The organism is Candidatus Merdisoma sp. JLR.KK006 (assembly GCF_036941035.1).
In the GTDB taxonomy this organism is placed as follows: Bacteria; Bacillota; Clostridia; order Lachnospirales; family Lachnospiraceae; genus Laedolimicola.
Genome location: NZ_JAYMNS010000048.1, coordinates 1 through 19,276 on the forward strand (window position 1 = coordinate 1; position 19,276 = coordinate 19,276).

General features: G+C 44.1%; 21 protein-coding genes and 3 pseudogenes. 22 read left to right on the forward strand and 2 right to left on the reverse strand.

Going from position 1 to position 19,276, the window contains the following annotated elements:
• Window positions 1-775 (forward strand): hypothetical protein (locus VSQ61_RS21505; protein WP_334346393.1); only part of this gene is annotated, 775 nt, incomplete at its 5' end.
• A 27-nt stretch (window positions 776-802) separates the two neighbouring features.
• Window positions 803-1,015, forward strand: a complete 213-nt coding sequence (locus VSQ61_RS21510) for a DUF7677 family protein (protein ID WP_334346394.1) — start codon at window positions 803-805, stop codon at window positions 1,013-1,015.
• A gap of 188 nt (window positions 1,016-1,203) precedes the next feature.
• Here VSQ61_RS21510 and VSQ61_RS21515 read toward each other — a convergent pair whose 3' ends face one another.
• Window positions 1,204-2,577, reverse strand: a complete 1,374-nt coding sequence (locus VSQ61_RS21515) for an IS1380 family transposase (protein WP_334346395.1) — start codon at window positions 2,575-2,577, stop codon at window positions 1,204-1,206.
• Between the two features lie 147 nt (window positions 2,578-2,724).
• Between VSQ61_RS21515 and VSQ61_RS23020 the strand changes: the two are divergent.
• The 12 genes and pseudogenes from VSQ61_RS23020 to VSQ61_RS21570 form a co-directional block, all read left to right on the forward strand.
• Window positions 2,725-2,844 (forward strand): annotated as a pseudogene (locus VSQ61_RS23020) (DUF7677 family protein); the annotation flags it as partial.
• 26 nt (window positions 2,845-2,870) lie between these two features.
• The gene (locus tag VSQ61_RS21520) at window positions 2,871-3,218 is read left to right on the forward strand and encodes a hypothetical protein (protein ID WP_334346396.1); all 348 of its coding nucleotides are present in this window, start codon (window positions 2,871-2,873) and stop codon (window positions 3,216-3,218) included.
• An 84-nt stretch (window positions 3,219-3,302) separates the two neighbouring features.
• Window positions 3,303-4,151, forward strand: a complete 849-nt coding sequence (locus VSQ61_RS21525; RefSeq protein ID WP_334346397.1) for a hypothetical protein — start codon at window positions 3,303-3,305, stop codon at window positions 4,149-4,151.
• Window positions 4,152-4,169: 18 nt separating this feature from the next.
• Complete coding sequence (locus VSQ61_RS21530) at window positions 4,170-4,637, forward strand: hypothetical protein (protein ID WP_334346398.1); 468 nt, start codon at window positions 4,170-4,172, stop codon at window positions 4,635-4,637.
• A 185-nt stretch (window positions 4,638-4,822) separates the two neighbouring features.
• On the forward strand, window positions 4,823-5,449 hold the full coding sequence (locus VSQ61_RS21535) for a hypothetical protein (protein WP_334346399.1): 627 nt from the start codon (window positions 4,823-4,825) through the stop codon (window positions 5,447-5,449).
• A 125-nt stretch (window positions 5,450-5,574) separates the two neighbouring features.
• Entirely contained in the window at window positions 5,575-7,308 is a 1,734-nt protein-coding gene (locus VSQ61_RS21540; RefSeq protein ID WP_334346400.1) for a leucine-rich repeat domain-containing protein, read from the forward strand.
• An 87-nt stretch (window positions 7,309-7,395) separates the two neighbouring features.
• Window positions 7,396-8,730, forward strand: a complete 1,335-nt coding sequence (locus tag VSQ61_RS21545) for a hypothetical protein (protein WP_334346401.1) — start codon at window positions 7,396-7,398, stop codon at window positions 8,728-8,730.
• Window positions 8,731-8,741: 11 nt separating this feature from the next.
• Entirely contained in the window at window positions 8,742-10,274 is a 1,533-nt protein-coding gene (locus VSQ61_RS21550; RefSeq protein WP_334346402.1) for a DUF4132 domain-containing protein, read from the forward strand.
• Window positions 10,271-10,972 carry a hypothetical protein gene (locus VSQ61_RS21555; RefSeq protein WP_334346403.1) on the forward strand — a complete coding sequence of 234 codons (702 nt, stop codon included), beginning with the start codon at window positions 10,271-10,273 and terminating at the stop codon, window positions 10,970-10,972. Before VSQ61_RS21550 ends, VSQ61_RS21555 begins: the two co-directional genes overlap by 4 nt.
• A complete protein-coding gene (locus tag VSQ61_RS21560; RefSeq protein ID WP_334346404.1) occupies window positions 10,954-12,450 on the forward strand; it encodes an SMI1/KNR4 family protein in 1,497 nt (498 codons plus the stop codon). The genes VSQ61_RS21555 and VSQ61_RS21560 overlap by 19 nt, the downstream gene beginning before the upstream one ends.
• A gap of 37 nt (window positions 12,451-12,487) precedes the next feature.
• The gene (locus VSQ61_RS21565) at window positions 12,488-12,937 is read left to right on the forward strand and encodes an SMI1/KNR4 family protein (RefSeq protein ID WP_334346405.1); all 450 of its coding nucleotides are present in this window, start codon (window positions 12,488-12,490) and stop codon (window positions 12,935-12,937) included.
• Between the two features lie 670 nt (window positions 12,938-13,607).
• Window positions 13,608-14,030 (forward strand): annotated as a pseudogene (locus VSQ61_RS21570) (CHAP domain-containing protein); the annotation flags it as partial.
• A 27-nt stretch (window positions 14,031-14,057) separates the two neighbouring features.
• On the opposite strand, the gene VSQ61_RS21575 reads toward VSQ61_RS21570, so the two are convergent.
• A complete protein-coding gene (locus VSQ61_RS21575; RefSeq protein ID WP_247230739.1) occupies window positions 14,058-14,420 on the reverse strand; it encodes a helix-turn-helix transcriptional regulator in 363 nt (120 codons plus the stop codon).
• Between the two features lie 282 nt (window positions 14,421-14,702).
• On the opposite strand from VSQ61_RS21575, the gene VSQ61_RS21580 reads away from it, so the two are divergent.
• The 8 genes and pseudogenes from VSQ61_RS21580 to VSQ61_RS21615 form a co-directional block, all read left to right on the forward strand.
• Window positions 14,703-15,560 carry an ABC transporter ATP-binding protein gene (locus tag VSQ61_RS21580; protein WP_167653839.1) on the forward strand — a complete coding sequence of 286 codons (858 nt, stop codon included), beginning with the start codon at window positions 14,703-14,705 and terminating at the stop codon, window positions 15,558-15,560.
• A complete protein-coding gene (locus VSQ61_RS21585) occupies window positions 15,557-16,336 on the forward strand; it encodes an ABC transporter permease (protein WP_247230737.1) in 780 nt (259 codons plus the stop codon). Before VSQ61_RS21580 ends, VSQ61_RS21585 begins: the two co-directional genes overlap by 4 nt.
• 13 nt (window positions 16,337-16,349) lie before the next feature.
• The gene (locus VSQ61_RS21590; protein WP_247230735.1) at window positions 16,350-16,751 is read left to right on the forward strand and encodes a hypothetical protein; all 402 of its coding nucleotides are present in this window, start codon (window positions 16,350-16,352) and stop codon (window positions 16,749-16,751) included.
• Window positions 16,752-16,764: 13 nt separating this feature from the next.
• Window positions 16,765-17,328 carry an RNA polymerase sigma factor gene (locus VSQ61_RS21595; protein WP_247230733.1) on the forward strand — a complete coding sequence of 188 codons (564 nt, stop codon included), beginning with the start codon at window positions 16,765-16,767 and terminating at the stop codon, window positions 17,326-17,328.
• Window positions 17,312-17,581, forward strand: coding sequence for a hypothetical protein (locus VSQ61_RS21600; RefSeq protein ID WP_247230731.1), 270 nt, complete (start codon window positions 17,312-17,314; stop codon window positions 17,579-17,581). Before VSQ61_RS21595 ends, VSQ61_RS21600 begins: the two co-directional genes overlap by 17 nt.
• A gap of 4 nt (window positions 17,582-17,585) precedes the next feature.
• Window positions 17,586-18,149, forward strand: a complete 564-nt coding sequence (locus VSQ61_RS21605) for a YIP1 family protein (protein ID WP_247230729.1) — start codon at window positions 17,586-17,588, stop codon at window positions 18,147-18,149.
• 16 nt (window positions 18,150-18,165) lie between these two features.
• Window positions 18,166-18,355 (forward strand): annotated as a pseudogene (locus VSQ61_RS21610) (cysteine-rich KTR domain-containing protein).
• A gap of 448 nt (window positions 18,356-18,803) precedes the next feature.
• Window positions 18,804-19,276, forward strand: a 473-nt coding sequence (locus VSQ61_RS21615) for a sigma factor-like helix-turn-helix DNA-binding protein (RefSeq protein ID WP_334346406.1), incomplete at its 3' end; no start/stop codon positions are given.

Below are 19,276 nucleotides of genomic sequence, written 5' to 3' on the forward strand. Positions count from 1 at the left end.
AGAGCAGTTTCTTTCCCTGACGCAGGCGCAATTTACAAAGAAATACAATGGAGAAAACAGTGCTTATGTCAATCGGAGAAATATTCGTGGCGGATGGAAAAAGATTTTTCATCGGGAATTTGACAACAAGAGTTTTGACAGCTCAAACATTTTGATATTAGACAACTGTACTTCACAAAATTTGCAGACAGTTTACGCCTGCGTGAAGCCGAGTAATTATAAGGCTCCGTCCATAGATTATTTTGTGTACAGTTATCTCTATTTTCAGTGCCCGCCTGATATAGAATGGTCAACTATCTATCAATTTATGGAGTATGTAAACAGCAAGCTGACGATCCATTACGCCAGCGCGGGATATGAGATGGCGTTCAATGATCTCTGTCCTAAGAGTGCAGGGTACGGTGTGAGAGCCTTGAAACAGTTAAATTATGTAAACAGCGAATATACAGAATGGAGAGAACTTTGCTTAAGTACACGTTTTGGTGTTCCATGCCCGAATTTTATACAAATCCTATGGCCGGAATTAACGCAAAAAATAGAATCCGAAATCCCCAATGAGTTACATGGAAAATTAGTAAATGCCAATCTGTTTCTTGACATACTTGATCGTAAATCCGGGAAAATGCTTGAGCCGACATTGGAGCAGATAGAAACCAGGTATCAAAAACTGTATTGGTTGCTGAAACCAATTCTTGTGTCGCCTGAACGACCTATGTTTATGAAAAAAGAGGATTGGGAGAAGCGTCTAAGGCGGTTTGAAGAGAAACAATCATAACTTCAAGTTTGCAAGGGAGTGCGTTACATGAAAGTGAGTAATTATTTATCTGGTGCAGTAAGACAATTTTCGTATTGGTTTGTGCATGGGACATTAGGATATCCTATTTTAGAGGGAATTGATTATTTGAATGAATTAGATGAAGACAGCAGCTGTATGGAACAGGCATTTTCGATATTTATGAATAACATTGAGTTAGATAATGAGGGAAATGTATTAAATTATAACCTGAATCCGTGAAACTGGTTGTTTTATGAAGCCAATCCCAAATCGGATTGGCTTGCTCTTAATAAATAGTCCTTCAAAGACAGTATTTTAATGTATGATGACTGATTTTGGTTCCAAATGGCAGTTAAGAATACTGGAAATCCTTAAAAAAGGGCATACTTCCACTTTGGTTTTTCATAAGTTATCTGCCAGGACGATATTTACAATCGAAAATCGGCGAAAGCTGTGTATACCTCCGCAAAAGCATTCCGCCATATATTACTTCGGCCAAGACCTATCAGCAGCTGACGGGCATGCTCCGTAACGTGACTTGCCATCATGATCATGTTCCCGATTACCGTCCGCAGCCTTCTGCGCCTGACCTTATGTTTTGTCCTGGTCCCCTTCCTGCCGATGCTTTCCTGTCCGATCATCCGCAGGATGTTATAGGCCAGGATGGTTAGTTCCAGTACCAGCTCGTTGGTCTCAAATTTGCCGGATGGCAGCCGCTCCACATCCATATCCGTCTTGATCTCGCTGTGGAACTGTTCACATTCGCCGTGGGCATGATAAAGACCGATGACCTTGCGGTCTGTCATTCCAAGGTTTGTCCACCAGGTATTGGCCTCAATGTCGCCTTCCAAAAGGAACTGCCCATATTTATCAATGGTACGGTTTATGATCTCATAACCGGTGCGCAGGGTGATGTTTTTTTCTTCTCCATCCTCTGTTTTATACGAGACCTGTTTCCAGTCGCTTCCAATATAAACGGTCTTTCCATCCCGGGGAGTTTCGATATCTTTGCTGTATTCCTGGGCCATTTTCAGCCAATCCTCTTTGCTTTCCCTGCGGAGGTTGCGTTTTATGATGAAATGATATCCCGTTTCCACCAGGATACCGATATTTTCAGCGGCATCATTGCCTGAATCCAGGCGGATCAGGAGCGGCTCATCTGTGATCTCCCTGCACATATGGATGGTCTCGCATAAAAATTCAGGGGTATGCTTCTGGCAGTGCTGCTTTCCTTCCCGAAGTTCACAGTTGACCAGATAGCCTTCCGTACCAATATATGCCATGATCGGTGCGTAGCCGTCATATCCTTTATAAGTTCTGGAGACTCCCTGCTTTTTCGTCTTGGAATTATCAAATGGTGTGACATCAATATCCACCGGCACATAGCCGTTTGGAAGTTTTCCCGGTACAATACCGTTTTCCTTGAGCATCCGGATGTTTTCCGCAAGGATATAAGAACGCATGGATGATCCAATGTCATCCATCCGCTGGCGCAGGGTTTCCTCAGAAGGGATACTCCTGACAATGCCAAGTGCGTATTTATAAAAATCCGGGTCATCATCAAACTCATGGACAGACTCATAAGCAGGTTTTCCCATTGTGAGGAGTCCTATAAAAGTGAGCAGGACATCCCCGTTCTTGATCTGGTGCTGGGAACGGTTTGGGGTTACATCCATACGGTTGCAGCGCTTTACGAAGTCGCATTTGCCGAGAATGGCGCCGACAACTGCAAGGCCGCTGGCTGGGATGATCCGCTCATTGGTAAACTCAATTTTTATCTTTTTCATGATGACTGCCTCCATAGTTTTCTTATGGAGTATTGTATCAGAAAATATCACCAAATGGGTGATATTATTTTATCTCAAAAAAATATCGGCAGACCGCACAAACAGGGCGATTATAGCATGAAACAATAATTAAACTTCACGGATTAAGGTTATAAATATTGTGAAAGAAGGGCCGCAGAATATATCCGAAAATACTTTGATTCGGATTATAGTCTTGACAAGCCATTTGAGGATTGGGAATTAGAATTGCATTCAGTAAGCAAAGAATCATATAGCCTATAAAATTAAAATTTTTAGGGAGGGTATAAATGACAGCAGAAGAAATTTTTTGTGATTTGTTCGATAAATATGGTGAGGATTTTAACTGGTATATGGTGCCTTTATCACAATCAAATGGCATATTTGTTGAAGAATTAAAAAAAGAGATTGGAGAAAGACATTTTTTATATCATAAAAAAGTCTGGGCAGTAGCAAAATGTGAATCTAATGATGATGTTTTATATGTTACTGGTGGAGAACAGGGTGGAGATACTTATTATATTTTTCATCTGACTTATTCAAAGCAGAATTTAGAGGGGTTCCCTAAGTATGAAAAATTTGCGGACATATATGCAGTAAAAGAATTTATGGAACAGGCATTTATAAAAACTATATAAAGTAATATTCAATTTGTGGAGGTTTCGTAACGGTTAAACGGAATGTTCCAACATAACATGAAAGAAAAGAGGATGAAAGCAAACATGAAAGCTGCTATGCAATATCAAAATAAAACTCCGGAAGAGATTGTTCGTCAATACAAAAAGAGACTTCGGGCTAAGCAGGGGCTTCTTATCCTGATCTTGCTGCTATATGTTATTGTGGGCATTAGGGGAATCTGGTGGGGCGATGACGGCATTGCAGATGTTTTGCTCGAACTGTTGATTCTTATTGTAATCACTTTTCCAATCAACGTCTGGATTTCCTGGGATTTTATGTCCCTGAATCTGATTCTGAACCAGAACTGCGATCCGGTAACCTATGTTCAGGTGATGCGCTTGCTTGAAAAGGTACATAAAAGAAAGCGGAGCGCCGTGGCTATCCGTATCAATGAGGCATCCGGCCTTATGTGGTCCGGAAAGTTTTCTGATGCCTTAGCTTTGGCGGAGTCTTTGCGTAAGTACAAATTAAGTGTTAATTATCAGATTTCTCTTTTGAACATTCGTTTTAACTGTTATAAAAAAATGGAAGATCTGGAAAGGGCAATGCAGGTAAAACATGAGGCGGAGGTTCTTGTTTCCTCGCTCACAAAGGCGTCCAAACAGAAAACAGGGCAGGAGCTGCTGAACGTTATGGATGCCAGCCTGGCCCTATGGCGGGGGGATCATGAGACATATCGCCGTATGGAAGAGGCTCGAAGCGCCAGATATACAGCAAAGATTCAAAAGGTGGTTTCTGTCGTATGTCTTGCGGATGTTGATATTGCCTGTGGAGAACTAAAGAATGCCAAAACCCATCTGGAATATGCAATCCAGGAGGGTGGGACTTTGTATGTTGTAGAAGATGCCCGGCGTATGCTGGCGGAACTGACGCAAAAGGAGCAGCATCCCTAATCAATTTCTGGAGGCATTATGGATATACACAAACTCAAAGCAACATATGAGAATTTACTATATCCAGTTTTTGGTGAACTACTTCGCATTGATGATAGCGATGAAGATAAAAATTGGGTAGTAGTCATATTAGACGGATCACAGGAAGATTTCTATTTTTCATTATATGGGATAGATTGCGTACATTTGTATTGGTGTAATGAATGTTTTATTTTTAATAAACAACGAAATGGTTTGGTTTCATCTGACACTTATGGAGAAATTGTATTTGAAGGTAATCTTGATATTGAATCTCTTCCCCATTTAGTTGTCAATCTAATCATGCAATTAAAAGATTGTACCTATATAACCAAAAAAGAAATCATCAAAGGAAAAACGCCATCGGGTTATGATGATATAAAAGATTATGCCATCATAGCGAAAACGGAAAATTTGAATCAACATAAATATCAGCTTTCCAATATCACTATAGAATACGTTGTGTAAAATAAATTCTCACATTTTCAGTCTTATTAAAGGAGGAAAAAGTCATGAGTTTTAGGTATGATCTAACTGCTATTGATATATTAAAGCTATTGGGCTATACGGAGCCAGTGGGGAGGGATGCCCTTTTGTAAACGGAATGTGAAAAGAATCTAAAACTTCCTCCCATTTTGTTTGAATTTTGGAGTTTGGCAGCAGACAGCCCCTTATTTAAGACAGCCGACATCTGGACGAAAAAGCGAGACTTCTTTTGGTTTTCTTATGACAGTATTCAGGAATGGATTGACAGCGACAAAGAATATTGGGAAAAGGAACCCCAGAAATATGCTGACAATGAGTATTACCAGTTTTATAAACTTCCCAGAGAAAAATGGGGAAGCCGTGTTGAGAATTATTTGCAGATTGGTAGCGACTTTGGTGCGGGAATATCAAAATTAGGGATTCGTCTTAATGAAATTGGACAAGACAATCCACCTGTTTATATACTTATTGAGGGTGATACTATAACGGAGTGGAATATACTTGACGATCATTTGTCTGATTTTTTGATGCGCTCCATTTGTGATGTTTTATGTTGTGGGGAGTATGATACAGCTGCCCGTGTTTTAGAAAAAATGGGCTGGATCGTGGATGAAGCATATCAAGAGGATTTTCCCACTCTTGATATGAACGCTTTATTAAAACAAAGATCTGAGTATGGTGCAGATGCCGTATGCGGATGTGCGTATGATGAGGAAAAACATTTGTTAATTGCTGCTAAAATTGATAAGGCTGACAGCAGAAACCGTAGAATAATGATATATAGAAAAGAGTAACAGATAAAACAAATTAAATTCGGGGATGAACTATTTTTATTACGAAGTATCCGGCAAAATGTGCCAGCACCCCAGGGGATGCTCTACGATGCAGTATTTTGTCAAATTCAAAAGGAGTTTTCAGTATGATGAAGCAGTATGGAATCGATCCAAGGCTTGTGCTCTGGATACAAAAGAATACAGGACATGACCTGCAGACGTTCAGCGATCTGGCAAAGATCAAATGCCTGGACAGCAGAAAAAGAAATTTTTCCGCCGTAAAGAATATAGAAGATGTGCGTCTCCCCTCCTGGCTTGTGGTAAAGGAGGATGATTTTTCTTTGATTGGGGAAATGACGAAGCTCAAGCAGCTGTCTCTCCATGATATTGCAATTGATGATTATTCCTTTCTGACCAGATGCAGGTGCTTAAGTACCCTGGATCTACAGGATACCAGCTTTTCAGACTGCCGTCTGCTGGCAGAGCTTCCGGCTTTGAAAAAGGTCCTCTTACCTGCTTATAGCCAGCTGAAATATACGGAAGTGTTGGAACAGCTATCCTGCCTCAAAGAGATAAAAGAAGAAAAAGCAGAAAGATCCGGGGAGACAGAGCAGGCTTGCCTGGAGAAAAAGTCTTCTGTGGGGAGCCCGGCATCATGCGGGCCGCTGCGCCTGGGAGATACAGCGCATTTGAGCATTGATGGCATGGGGATCGTCCTGTTTTCAGCAGAGGTTATGAAATCTGTTATTCCGGGAAGTGATTTTCTGGCACAAGAATTTACGGTACCGGAACAGGTTGGAGCACACATCAGAAAAGGGGATATTACGGCTTTCTGTACAGGTACGGGAGGCGATTTCACGCTCTGGTTCCGCTCTGGCTATCCGGACTCCAATGCGGAAAAGGAATTCCCGGTAATGATTCGGCTGGCATTGGAAGTAAGGGGCGGCTCCCTGCAATTCTGTGACTTGTTTTGGCTGAGTAACTGGAATACGGATTTTCCCCAGGATCAGATATTGTCTCTGCCGGACGGATACTATCATATAACAGCCTGCACGAAAAGGCCGGAATCCGGATACTGGGGAGACGACCAGATTATTTGCCTCTATTTTAATAAGCTGGAGGAAATGCCTGAGCTAACATGGCCCAAAGTTCCCTATTTGTTTACGGAAGCGTCAGAAGCAGAGCAAGATGAAACCGGAGCGCAGGGGCAGAACAGAAGAGATTATATGGAAACGATCCGGCAGTTGTATGGTGTGGAAGAGCTGCAGGGCTATACAGAGGAAGAAATTGCGATTGTGAAACAATATTTTGATCCGCTTCCTTCGGTGTTGGAAGAGTTCTGGAAAAGGGCGGCACGCACAGAGGCAATCCATAAGGTACAGGATAAGTGGATTAAGCCGGGAGATTTCGATCAATGGGACTGGTTAAGAAATAGCGATTACCTGGTGATTCTGATTGAAAATCAGGGATGCTGCCGGGCAGGAATCCGAAGAAAAGATTTGGGAAAAACAGATCCGCCGGTCTATGTGGCTGCAGATGAGATAGATGATTGCAAATGGACCTTGTGCACTGGGACACTCAGTGGATTTCTGCAGGCAGCGCTTGCCTATGAAGCCGTATTTGCGTTTCCTTTCCAGGGGAAGGATTTTATGTACTGGCTTACGGAAGCGGAACTGGAAACCGTCAGGTCCGATCTTGAAAAACAACCTTTTGGGCTTTATGGCTGGCTGGGGATGGACATGAGCTTTTACAGCAATGCCTTTGACAATATGGTTGTCATTATGGACTGTGGCGACCTGGAAATGCTTTATGGAGCCGCCAGCGAGACAGGATATAAGAAGCTGATGGAGGTCATGGAAGGGCTTGGAGAAGCGATATGAGGGACAGCAGAAGTAGGGCAGAGATATGAAGAAAAAGAAGGCATCCATTTTGTATGGGCATTGATCTGAATCCGTATCAGGATGAGCATGAGAGGTATGAAGATGAGCTTTCAGGATGAGATGAAACAGATATTTTTACGTGTTGCTGCAGGGGAAGTGGAACCGGAAGAATGGGAAGCATGGTGGAACAGCAATAGCCTTAAGCTGGAAGAATCCCTCAACCGGGGAGACAGAGGACGGATGATGCCTGCCCTATGGGACGCCAACTATTATTGGATGGCAAAGACACAAAGCGGTGTTGCTTACTATTTTCATGCCCAGGGACGTCCGGTAAAGGTTTCCGATTATTATGAGAAAAAGATGCAGGAAGAGGAAGAGCGCGAAAGACAGAAAGCCCTGGAAGGCTATCATAAGGATACCGCACCTGCCAGACAGCGGTGGGAGGCATACCTGGGAGGCCATCCCACAGACACAATCGTTTTTGACTGGAAAAACTTGCTGGGGACACCGGCCGGACAGAAAACAGCAAGGGATTTTCCCTATAAAAATGCAAGGACAACGGAACAGTGGAAAGAGTGCGGGGAAGAACTAAAGCTCCGCCTGAAAGAGAACCTGCAGGCAAAGATCGCTCCTGTGGCAAAAGCATACGGCATGAAAAAAGCAGGCCCCAAGACCTTTGTGAGGGAGAAGAACGGCCTGGTATCCCGCATCCAGTTTATTGGCTATTTCAGGGGCGGCGGATACGAGGCAATGTTCTGTTACTTTTGCCCTCTATATGCCATACAGTACGGGATCTTAGGTCTGCCCGGGCACATCTGCCAGGGAGAGAATTTCCAAAGGATGCAGAAGGACTGGGGAGTGATCCAGTATGGCATGGAAGCTGTGGACGCTGCCATGGTGGAGCGTATCAACAGAAAATTTGATGATATCCTGATATTTCTGGCGGATGGCGTGCTGCCGGAGTGGCAGAAGATCGACAGCCTGGAGACATATTTTGCCAAGGAACGCCGGGATTACCTGAAAGCCAGTGAAACAGGCCCGAAAGATCCAAGGACCGGCAGGCCCATGTGGAACCTGGATCAAGGAGGAAAGGAAGATCCCTGGCGTGCGGACCACTATCTGTTTGGCGTGTGGGATTTGCTGAATGGAAAGGAAACGGAAGGGTACGCACACCTGGAAGAGTGTGTGAGACACAATTCCGATTATATGAAAGAACGCCTGAAGGAGTTTCCAGGTGCCTGCAACGATCCAAGAGACGCCATGGCGGTGATGTACCGAAACGCACAGCTGTTTCTTAGAACAAAGGAGATCCCGGAGGCAGAGAAACGGCGGGACAGGATTCGGGAGACTTATGAGGAGGTATGCCGGTTTATGCGGTATTACCACGGCCTGGCAAAAAAGACGGAAAAAAACCTGGAATAGAGGGAACTGTAATGATGGAAGAGAAAAAAGTACAGCTTGACAAAGTACGCAGGGCATTCCGGAATCCAAACCTGCGAGGCTGGATTCCCAGATACCTGTTGACAATACTTGAACAGGGTGAAGACATCGAAGATACCCTGTCAAAAATGGAACAGGTCATGCCAAAATACTGTGAGCCCCGCAAATTTGCTACAGAAGAGCTGCAGAGCCTGGATGAGGGGAGCGAGAAACAGAATGACTGGAGGAGCCTGCTGGTTGAACTAAGCCCTTCCGTAAGAACCTTTTGGGAAGATCGATATGACAATTACATCAATCCCAATGGCAGATACCAAACACTTTTAGGATTTGCGGATATGCGGGAAAGGTATATGGGAATTTCCCATGAAAGCAGCGTACAACTTTTGTATGGGATGGGATGGAAGCCTGTGGATACCATGTGCGCTTATCTGCTGAGCATGGCTACAAACCGCATGTACAGCCTGTCTCCTGATGCTGTTCGAGAAGCTGTCAGACTGGACCGGGAGGCGTCTATCCGCCTTCTGGATAAAAAAGTGCTGGGAGAGGCCATCGTTCATCATCACTTCTCCTATCAAATGGAATGGCAGAAGCTGTGGATGGAATTTTTGTACCTGTTCTGCGGATTTGAGGATCAGACATTTCTGCATATGGAGCACAAGACGAAAAAGCTGAAGCAACAGTGCCAGGCCATCTGTGAGAAGCTTGCCAATCCGAATTATGAGCAGCTGGAACTGGAAAAAGCATTGCGAGCCTGTGCCTTGCTGCCATCAAAGGAGGAAATGACAGCCATTCCGGATAAGAAATTTGAGAAAAAGCAGAAAGCAGCCCTGCTAAATGCGTTTATCTGCAATTATCAATGGAGTTATCCCGACTGGATGGAAATAAAGGCTCATCCGGCCAGCCGTACAATGATACAAAACCTGCTTTGGGGATGTTATGAGAATGGAGCGCTTCAAAATGCCTTTGCTCTGGAAGAAGACGGACAGATAACAGATGAGAATGGGGAGGTGCTTTCTAGTAGGACTTTCTCCGGGCAGAAGCAGATTGGGCTTGTACATCCGGAGGAACTGACAGAGATGGAGCGGGATATCTGGAAGAAATATGCAAGGAAGAAAAAATGGAAACAACCCCTTCCCCAGCTTAAGATACCTGTGTGTCAGGGGCAGTATGACCTGGCGGCATTTACCGGCATTCAGGTAACACAGCTTTTCATGATCACGGCGGCAGGCAAGTGGGGCCTGTACCAAGGGAGCGGCAGGAACCAGTACATGTCATATCATATGGCAGACCTTCTCCACGGATATGGCGCTCAACTTACCTTTGACGGTATCTGGAGAGGGCCGGAATATGGACCGGAGATCATCACGATAGACAAAGTAATCTTTTATCGGTTTCATCATTTCCTGCTCTGGGATCATGTACCCGAAAGTCTGGTCTGCGCCCCAGAGGAACTGCCGGCACGTTTTGTGTCTACTGCAATGGCAGCTTTCCAAGCTATCATCGGAAAAGGGAAAAAGAAAGAATGAAAGACCATTTTAAAGTAATCGGATATTATATATGCGAAATAAACGATACTCCTGGGTGGCTGCAGGGGATCAGCAGGCAGATCCTGTCTGTCAGTGGCTGTATAGGAGAGCAGCATCCCAGGTGGGAATGTTTTATGGGTGGATGGCTTAAAGGGGAGGCGCGGGAATACCAGGAGAAGCTGCGGCTTAATGGAGAACAGTACAGAGAGTTTTCAGAAACGGCAAACTGTCTTTTCGATGCCCAAAGGCTGGATGTGGATTGCAGGTTTTTGAAATTATCAGATGCAAGAGATTTTTATGAGAAATTTTGTCAGGCGCTCCCATGCTGTGTGGTAAGTATTTCTACAACCATGGAGTATTATAAAATCCTGCTGGATGAGTTGAAGGGCAGCAACAGCCATGCCCTGATGAATGGTGAAAACGATAACAGCCCATGCCTGGGAAATGATATTTTAGGTTGGGATATTGGAGGCTTTCATTCTTTTCTGTGCAATTCTCTGCAGAAAGAATTGCCGGATGTAAGATTCAATGATGTGGGACTGCTCAGCAATGTATTTTCAGAAGTAGAGGGATTTATGCGTCAGATACAGGGAAAAGGGGAACCAGTGGAATGGATTCCCTGCAGGATTGGGATGCATGGGCAGAACGCAGAGTTTGACTGGCTTACAGGAGGAGGAAAATGGGAAAAACAGGGATAATGGGAAAAACAGGACAGCCCCCATGGGCAAAGCGCATTTTAAAACTGCTGGAGCAGGCAAAGGCAAAAGATCCGGATTTTGTGAGATTTGGAGCATACAGCCACAAGTATAAGCTGTCACCACCTGCCAGTGAGGAGACGATACAAAAATTTGAGGAGCAGGAGGGAATACGGCTGCCGGAAGAATACCGGGATTTCCTGCTTTTTGTGGGAAACGGCGGCGCTGGCCCGTATTATGGGCTTTATGGGGTGAAGACACAGGAAAAGGAGCTTCACGATTCCCATGGTTCCCGCCTCTACCGCGTTCAGGAAGAGCCGGTGATCTATCCGAAGATGAGTGATGAGGACTGGAACAGGGTGGCCGATCCGGAGGGCAGGCGAAAAGGGGAGGAGGTACATCCCTATGTGGGAGTCCTGCCTGTCGGGAGCCAGGGCTGTACCCTTATGACGGGGATCATGCTTGCGGGGCCGTATCGGGGGCAGGTGGTCTATTATGACGAAGATTTCTGCGGCCAGCCGTTTTTTGTGCGGGAACAGGGATTCCTTAAGTGGTATGAACGGTGGCTCCGGGAAGTGATCGCAGGCTATAGTGACGAAGAGGTTGGATTTGGGTTAAATATAGATGGAACCCCCAGTCAGCTGATGGATCTGTATGAACAAACCGAAGATCCGGAGGAAAAAATAGAGATCATCGACAGCTTCTATAAATTTGAGACTTTGCCGGGAAAACAGAAAACGTATTTCAAAAAAGCCTGCAACCAGGAATCCAACATGGAAGTACGGATGAAGCTGATTAAGATGCTGGTCCGTTTCCATGTGCCGGGGATGGCGAAGGAGCTTGAAAAGTTGTGGGAATACGGAGCATATGCGGAGGCGGTCTCCATCATCACCTATGAAGGAACCTGGGAGGTAAAGGAGGCTTGGTATGAAAGGGTATTTGAGATACTGCCCAGGCTCCGTGGGGAGGGCTTCCGGGATGCCTGCCATACCATCAGCGCCGTGAAGGATTATCCCAATGTCCATGCGGGAAGGCTGAGAGAAGCCTTGAACTGGAACGATCTGGACAGGAATGACAGGATTTCGCTGTTCCACTGTATCCAGGAGCTGAAGGGAAAAGAAGAAGTGCTGGATTATTTCCTGGATTATCTGTCCACAGAGGAAGATCCCACTTTGCTGATTTATGCCGTTTGGTGCACGGAGGGTGTGAAGAACCGGAAACTGCAGGAGCTCTATGTACGGCTGATGGACAAGTACAGAACCCATGAAAATACGAAATTTGACTATAAAGGCAGTCAGACAGTCTTAAGAGGCGGCGCCTGTCTGGGAGCCGGCAGATCGGAGGGACAGCTCACAAGCAATCTGATGCGGCAGTTTGATTATTTTGGTCTGGATTATCCAGGTGGCTTTCAGCTTCTGATGGACGAGGGCAGATGGAAGGAATGGAAACAGCAGAACGGATTTGGGGCAGTGGACAGATAGAAGAAAATAAGCAATGTATTAAAGGAAGTAAAAGCCTATGTCAAACACATTTCCGATAGAAGAACTGCGCTCATTGTTAGAAAAGGCAAGGACCGCAGACGCCGAACTGAAACAATTTGGCGCAGAACATCATAAATATCAATGGAACCCTCCGGCATCCCTCAAAGAGATTGAAGAATTTGAGCAGGAAACGGGGATCTCACTTCCAGACGGCTACCGTAACTTTTTGCTGCAGGCGGGGGACGGCGGAGCCGGACCTTTTTATGGCCTGTTTTCACTGGAGCAGGTGAAGGGCTGGCTGAGCTGGCAGGTGGAGCCGGGGGAAACACCGTATCTTGCTCCGGAAACCGATCCGGATTCATTAAAAGATTTAGGCGACAGGGATCACCAAAGCAACAAAAGCAGCGGCAAAGACTTCCGTGAAAACCGCCCAGAAAGCGGCGCAGGCGGCAAAAGCCACCGCCAAGGCGACAGCCCACGCCATTAAAGCGGCGGTCAAGGCTACCATTGCGGCAATCAAGGCGATTATCGCAGGCACAAAGGCTCTGATAGCGGCTATCATGGCAGGCGGGTGGATTGCCGTTGCTGTGATACTCATTATCTGCCTAATCGGGCTGCTTGTCGGCTCGGTGTTCGGCATCTTCTTTTCGGGCGAGGACTCTGGAAACGGTATGACCATGCAGACCGTAGTCCGTGAAATCAATGCCGACTACGACAGCCGCCTTGATGAAATCATAAACGGCACTTCCCACAATGTACTGGAGATGTCTGGAAGCCGTGCCGTCTGGAAAGAGGTGCTTGCGGTGTACTCCGTCAAGACCACCACCGACCCAGACAACCCACAGGAAGTCGCCACAATGGACGATAACAAGAAGCAGCTCCTAAAGGACATCTTCTGGGAGATGAACGAAATCAGCTTCCGTACCGAGAGCAAGACCGAAACCCAGATAACCGAGAGCGATGACGGTCACGGGAATATCGTGGAAACGGAAACCACCGTCACCCAGACCTACCTTTATATCACCATGAGCCACAAGACAGCCGAAGAAATGGCGGACAGATACGGCTTCAACGAGGAACAGCGGCAGCAGCTATCGGAATTACTTGCCGAGGAAAACAATTCCCTCTGGTCTGCGGTGCTTTACGGCATCACCATCGGGGACGGCGAAATCGTCACCGTGGCTCTGTCGCAGGTGGGCAACGCAGGCGGCGAGCCGTATTGGTCATGGTACGGTTTTGACGGGCGTGTGGAATGGTGTGCCTGCTTCGTTTCGTGGTGTGCCGACCAGTGCGGCTATATCGACAGCGGCGTTATCCCTAAATTTGCGGGATGCGTCAACGGCTCTCAGTGGTTTAAGGATAGGGGGCAATGGCAGGAGGTTGGCTTTACGCCAGAAGCAGGACAAATCATCTTCTTTGACTGGGAGGGTGACGGGGAAACCGACCATGTCGGCATCGTGGAACGGTGCGAGAACGGCATCGTCTACACCGTGGAGGGCAACTCTGGAGATGCCTGTAGGCAGCGGAGCTACCCTGTCGGGAGCCGCTCTATCTACGGCTACGGCATCCCTGCCTATTAAAAACAGGCAAAAGAAAAACAGAGGGGCTTAATCCTCTGTTTCCTCTTTTGCCTTACATAGTCCGCTTACGGTTGCTTCTATGACGAAAAGCTCTTTATCATCTAATCTGTTGAGCTGTGCGTCTAAGCGTCTGCGGACAGAACTTTTTTTGACTTCTTTGTTTGGGAATATATACTCATCAACTGACACATCAAACATTGTAATGAGTTGAATAAACAGCTCAATACTCGGATACTGCCCCTCATTCTCAATCGCTTGAATATGTCTGGGAGCATAGCCGATAATACCAGAAAGCTGCTCTCTTGTTATCCCTCTGGATTCACGGGCTTTTTTGATTGCCTGTCCAATCGGAGTAAAGTCGAAGTCAAAATGAATGTTTCTTTCGTCCATTAGCTCACCACCTATACTCTGAAAATCTTACTCTTATATTTTACAGAGATATGGCTTCCAGTCAAACAATGTATAATCTCCTAAAATAGGAGATTTTATATCCTGTTACAAGAGACGGAAATTCATATTTACATAGTTGATATAGTCCGCTTCACTGTCTATAATATATGAAAGCTGACGCTTGGAGAAAAAAATATTAAAAAAAGCGAGGGATTTTTGATATCCATACGACTACCTTTATGAAGCAGGAAAACATCTGCTCAGAAAGGAGTGGTCAAGGGAATGGACAAATATGTGCTTCAGACCAACAGTTTGTCAAAATCTTTTGGCAGAACAGAGATTTTACATGGAATCGATATGTCTATTGAGTACGGCGAGATTTACGGGCTTATTGGGCAGAATGGCGCAGGAAAAACGACCCTGCTAAGATTGATTAGCGGATTGATGAAGCCCACAAAAGGCACGGTGAATCTTCAAACGGGCAAACCTTTTATTGGGTATATGCCACAAAGTTGTCGATTTGATGATAATACAACTGTTTCTGAAATAATTCGCTTTTTTGCCCGATTGCGGAACGCAGATACCAAAGAAAGTGTTTTTCTTGGGAAAAAACTGAAATTGGATATGAGTAAAAAGGTCAAACACCTGTCACCTGGGCAACAGAAAAAACTGCAAATGATTATTGCAATGACAGGTGAACCAGATTTATATGTTCTGGACGAGCCAACGGCAGGCTTAGACCCCAATGCAACTTTTGAGATGAAAGGCATTATTAAGGGTATCCACCAGAAAGGGAAAAGCATCATCATTTCCTCTCATATTTTGCAGGATATGGACGAAATTTGCACCAACATTGCGATATTGCAAAACGGGCAACTGATATATGACAATGAAATTGAAAGCTCTTATATTTTCAAAATAGCCAACATTTCAAGACAGGTTCTCGAAATGTTAGCGAGCGATTTCTCCCTTTCAGTAGATAAGCTTGGAACTACACTTACCGCACAAATTACCAAGGAACAAGTTCCTCTGTTGATTTCTGCGTTGACTTCACACGACATTAGCATATTTGAGGTCACTGCTTGCAATGTGAAGCGCATAGTGCAGGAACAACTTCATTTAGAGGAGGTGCGAAAATGAGAATGGATATTCTGTCTCTTGTTAGACGAGATTTCAAAAAAGCAATGAACTTACGCACATTGGTTATTTGGATAGCTCTTGCAGGTATGGGAGTGTTCTTCTTTTATACATCGGGTGGTAGAACAAAATTAGTAGAGAGCGACCAGATTGAGTTTTTAGCATTGTTTCTTCCGCATATGATTTTCGGCTCATGGGCGGTACTATCGTCATATTTTGATTTGGTTTCGTCTGATAGAGAACACAATGTTTTAGACTGTATCATATGTTCGGGCATTCCGAAAACAAGAATCTTTATTTCAAAAGTCCTTGTTGCAGCAATCATGTCATTGGTTTTGTCCTTTATCTATATGACACCAGTTACTTGTGCCATCATTGGGCTTAGCGGCAACTTTGCACATATACTTGTACTGATACAGTATTTGCTTCCATTATGGGGATATATTATGGTCTATGCTACTATGGGTATGTTGATTTCAATACTTGCCCGTTCCTCAAAGGCAGCGCTCATTTGGAGTTTAGCAATAGGTTTACTGTTGATGCCCCGTTTCTTTGTTATGATAGTAGAGGGAATCGGAAAAGCATTTGGATGGACAACTCAGATGGTTGATAATTTCAGTCTGATAGCACCAGGAGTAATGATGCAGGCACTATCAGAAGTATCAGATATTTCAAGGTTTTCGCAGGCATCCGTCATTTTTGGTATCAGCATTATATCATTTCTAATAATTGCATATTTAACCTTTATAAAACAGGATGAATATAACTACGGTGAATAAGGAGGGATTTTCTATGAAAAAAGTTACGGTTTTATTAATCACAATTTTGATGATGGCAGTTTCATTGGTTGGATGCGGCGGCAATGACGATACTATTCAGACATGTATCATTTCAAATAGCAGCTATTCTTTGCAGGAAGAGTTGGAGTCAGCAAATCAAGAAGACGCTCTTATCGTTAATGAACCAGTTTATGCAAGCGTCCATTTTGTCGAGAGTCCAAAAGGCATGGAATATACCGTGAAATGGTATCTTGATGGTACTGAAATCAAATCTGAAACAAAAGCAACAGAAAAAGATATGCAGGACATTGTTGTGTACGAACTGGAGGCAGAGCAGGCAGCGGCTGGCTCTTTGAAGCTTGAGGTAATCTACAAGGATACTATATTGCTTACAAAGGAGCTTATAATTCAATGAGGTAGATGATTATATGAGTGTTTTCAAAGAGGAACGAGAACAAAAATTCATATCGGTGTATCACTCGTATGTCAGTGAAATATACCAGTATGTATATTTGCGAACGGGAATGAAAAAAGCTCTGGCTGAGGATATAACACAAGACATCTTTATGGATGTATATAGAGGGATGTCCGGGTTTAAGGGATTAAGCTCTGAACGAACTTGGATTTTCAAAATAGCCAGAAATAAGTTAAATGACTTTTATCGAAAGCAGTATAGCCCTAAATTTGAGATGGTTGAGATTGATGATTATATGGCAGAGTATCTCGAAGACCCATCCCAAGATATACAGGAGCTTTTGATTAAGTCATTTGAACGGGAAAAAGTTCGAGCCTGTTTAAACGGGCTGCCAGAACAATATAGAATTGTTTTGGTACTGAAATATATTGACGAAAAAACCGTTAAAGAGATTGCATCTATTGTAGAAAAGTCGCCAAAAGCCATAGAAAGCATTTTGCAGCGGGCAAAAAACGCTTTTATAAAAAGCTATGCAGGATATGAGAAAAGGAGGGACTACAATGCCAAGGAAAGATGAGTTTATCGAAAAAGCATTTGAAGTATTTGAACAGGACGGGATACCCACAGAGCAGCAAAGGAACATGATGCTCAGTCGTATATTAACAGAATGCAAAGCGGAGGACACTTCTGGTATTGGTAAGATTAAAAAAATGATTGTCACCTATCCTTGGAGGTTTGCTTTTACAGTTTCAGCCGTTCAAGCTGTTGTTTTTACTATGATTTTTGGAATACAGTACACAAATTTGTTTCTGAGTTTCTTTGGAGGGTAAATCTATGAAGCAGTTGATTGAAGCACTAAACCATCCTGCGGAAGCCTTTGCAAAAGGCAATAAAGCAGTTTCGTGGGGATTGGTGATAATTACGATACTACTAAATTCTGTTTTTGAGCCTGTTCTTCAGCATTTTTACGGAGTAAATCGACCAGAATTTGAGATGCTGAGAATGTTGAAAATCACAGGATATGGGATATTATCTTATGCTCTCATTTGCATTTTATTTTGGGCTGTATGCAGATGTTTGGGCAGTAACAGAACGGTATCAGACCATATAAAAGCATGGGGTATCTCATATGCTCCTACTGCAATTTGTGCTGTTGTAGTAGCTTTTACCGAAGTTTTCTTCTATCTATTCTGGAATAATACTATTTTCGGAATGATTTTGAACATTGTGTTTGTAGGCATTTTGATTTGGAAAGCCATTCTCTATTTCGTATATTTGAGAAATTTTGCATCTCTAAAAGGATGGCGTTTCTTTATTGCTTGTATCGTAATGGGACTAATTATTTTAATTATGGCAGCTCTAAATGGATATGTTGGCTTAAAAACTCCTGTTTTGTAATATGGGAGGTGATGTAATGGCAGATACTCAATGGATACTATGTCCAATTTGTAAAAACAAAACCCGCATTATGATACGGAAAGATACAGAGCTTAAAAACTTTCCACTCTTTTGTCCAAAGTGCAAGCAAGAAAGTTTGATACGAGTAAAAAAGTGTCATATTACAGTCATTAAAGAGCCAGACGCATAAGACGCAGAGCCGATGAACAAGTGAGCAATCACAGGTTCATCGGCTCTGTTCTTTATATGAATATAAATTGGACAAGCCCACCGAATAAAAAAAACGATGTTTCGGTGAGCCGTTTTGCTATGCCTTAAGCACTCTCCGACTTCGCTTTTGAAGTTTGGAGGGATTTTTATTGTCTGCAAGCAACAACTTCTACTTACATATACCATACCAAGGATGGGCGGATAACCTGCTAAAAAAATCCTCGTCAACATATGGGGGCTTTGTACCTCGAAAGTAGAAATCAAATCTCTATACAATAGAAATATATTCTCCTTAAACCGTAAAGGTGTGGTAGCCTTTGCGGTTTTTCTTTTGTCGTTTTTTGCTGAAATACGCCGCATGGCTCTTTCTGCCGTGGGATGCCGTTCCCCGCCTCTCAATCTGGATTTTAGCGATTTTCAAAATTCAGATTGGAGGTACTTACGGTGAAATATGCACCAAGAAAGGTCTATATCAAAGAAAACGGCGGCTATACGGAATTGTCTTACGAGGATTTCTGCCGCCGCAGGGAAGCGGACGGAACTTATAAGGACAAGTTCTTTATCCCCGTGCAGGGCTGTCTGATTGAGACGGAACAGACCCACTACATCGAGTTCTATCGGGACAAGGAACGGTGGCGTTATCTGCAAAAGCTCGATGCAGACAACAGCCTGATGTCTTTAGAAGCGATAGAAAATGCTGATGACAGCGGTAACGGTTTTGAGTTTATAGCTGATGAAGCGGTAAATGTTGCGGAAACCGTTGTCCGCAGAATGATGTTGGACAAGCTGAAATCTTCCCTCACATTGCTGTCGGAAGAAGAACGGACGCTTATACAACAGCATTTCTATGAGGGCAAATCGCAGGTTGAGTTGAGCCGTATCTATGGCATTAACCAGTCCAGCGTCAGCAGGCACAT

Coding starts and splice junctions, on each gene's coding strand:
- VSQ61_RS21590 (WP_247230735.1), top strand. CDS start 16,350: ATGAAAAAAGTTACGGTTTTATTAATCACAATTTTGATGATGGCAGTT.
- VSQ61_RS21565 (WP_334346405.1), top strand. CDS start 12,488: ATGTCAAACACATTTCCGATAGAAGAACTGCGCTCATTGTTAGAAAAG.
- VSQ61_RS21510 (WP_334346394.1), top strand. CDS start 803: ATGAAAGTGAGTAATTATTTATCTGGTGCAGTAAGACAATTTTCGTAT.
- VSQ61_RS21585 (WP_247230737.1), top strand. CDS start 15,557: ATGAGAATGGATATTCTGTCTCTTGTTAGACGAGATTTCAAAAAAGCA.
- VSQ61_RS21550 (WP_334346402.1), top strand. CDS start 8,742: ATGATGGAAGAGAAAAAAGTACAGCTTGACAAAGTACGCAGGGCATTC.
- VSQ61_RS21520 (WP_334346396.1), top strand. CDS start 2,871: ATGACAGCAGAAGAAATTTTTTGTGATTTGTTCGATAAATATGGTGAG.
- VSQ61_RS21595 (WP_247230733.1), top strand. CDS start 16,765: ATGAGTGTTTTCAAAGAGGAACGAGAACAAAAATTCATATCGGTGTAT.
- VSQ61_RS21545 (WP_334346401.1), top strand. CDS start 7,396: ATGAGAGGTATGAAGATGAGCTTTCAGGATGAGATGAAACAGATATTT.
- VSQ61_RS21605 (WP_247230729.1), top strand. CDS start 17,586: ATGAAGCAGTTGATTGAAGCACTAAACCATCCTGCGGAAGCCTTTGCA.
- VSQ61_RS21580 (WP_167653839.1), top strand. CDS start 14,703: ATGGACAAATATGTGCTTCAGACCAACAGTTTGTCAAAATCTTTTGGC.
- VSQ61_RS21530 (WP_334346398.1), top strand. CDS start 4,170: ATGGATATACACAAACTCAAAGCAACATATGAGAATTTACTATATCCA.
- VSQ61_RS21515 (WP_334346395.1), bottom strand. CDS start 2,577: ATGGAGGCAGTCATCATGAAAAAGATAAAAATTGAGTTTACCAATGAG.
- VSQ61_RS21600 (WP_247230731.1), top strand. CDS start 17,312: ATGCCAAGGAAAGATGAGTTTATCGAAAAAGCATTTGAAGTATTTGAA.
- VSQ61_RS21540 (WP_334346400.1), top strand. CDS start 5,575: ATGATGAAGCAGTATGGAATCGATCCAAGGCTTGTGCTCTGGATACAA.
- VSQ61_RS21525 (WP_334346397.1), top strand. CDS start 3,303: ATGAAAGCTGCTATGCAATATCAAAATAAAACTCCGGAAGAGATTGTT.
- VSQ61_RS21575 (WP_247230739.1), bottom strand. CDS start 14,420: ATGGACGAAAGAAACATTCATTTTGACTTCGACTTTACTCCGATTGGA.
- VSQ61_RS21555 (WP_334346403.1), top strand. CDS start 10,271: ATGAAAGACCATTTTAAAGTAATCGGATATTATATATGCGAAATAAAC.
- VSQ61_RS21560 (WP_334346404.1), top strand. CDS start 10,954: ATGGGAAAAACAGGGATAATGGGAAAAACAGGACAGCCCCCATGGGCA.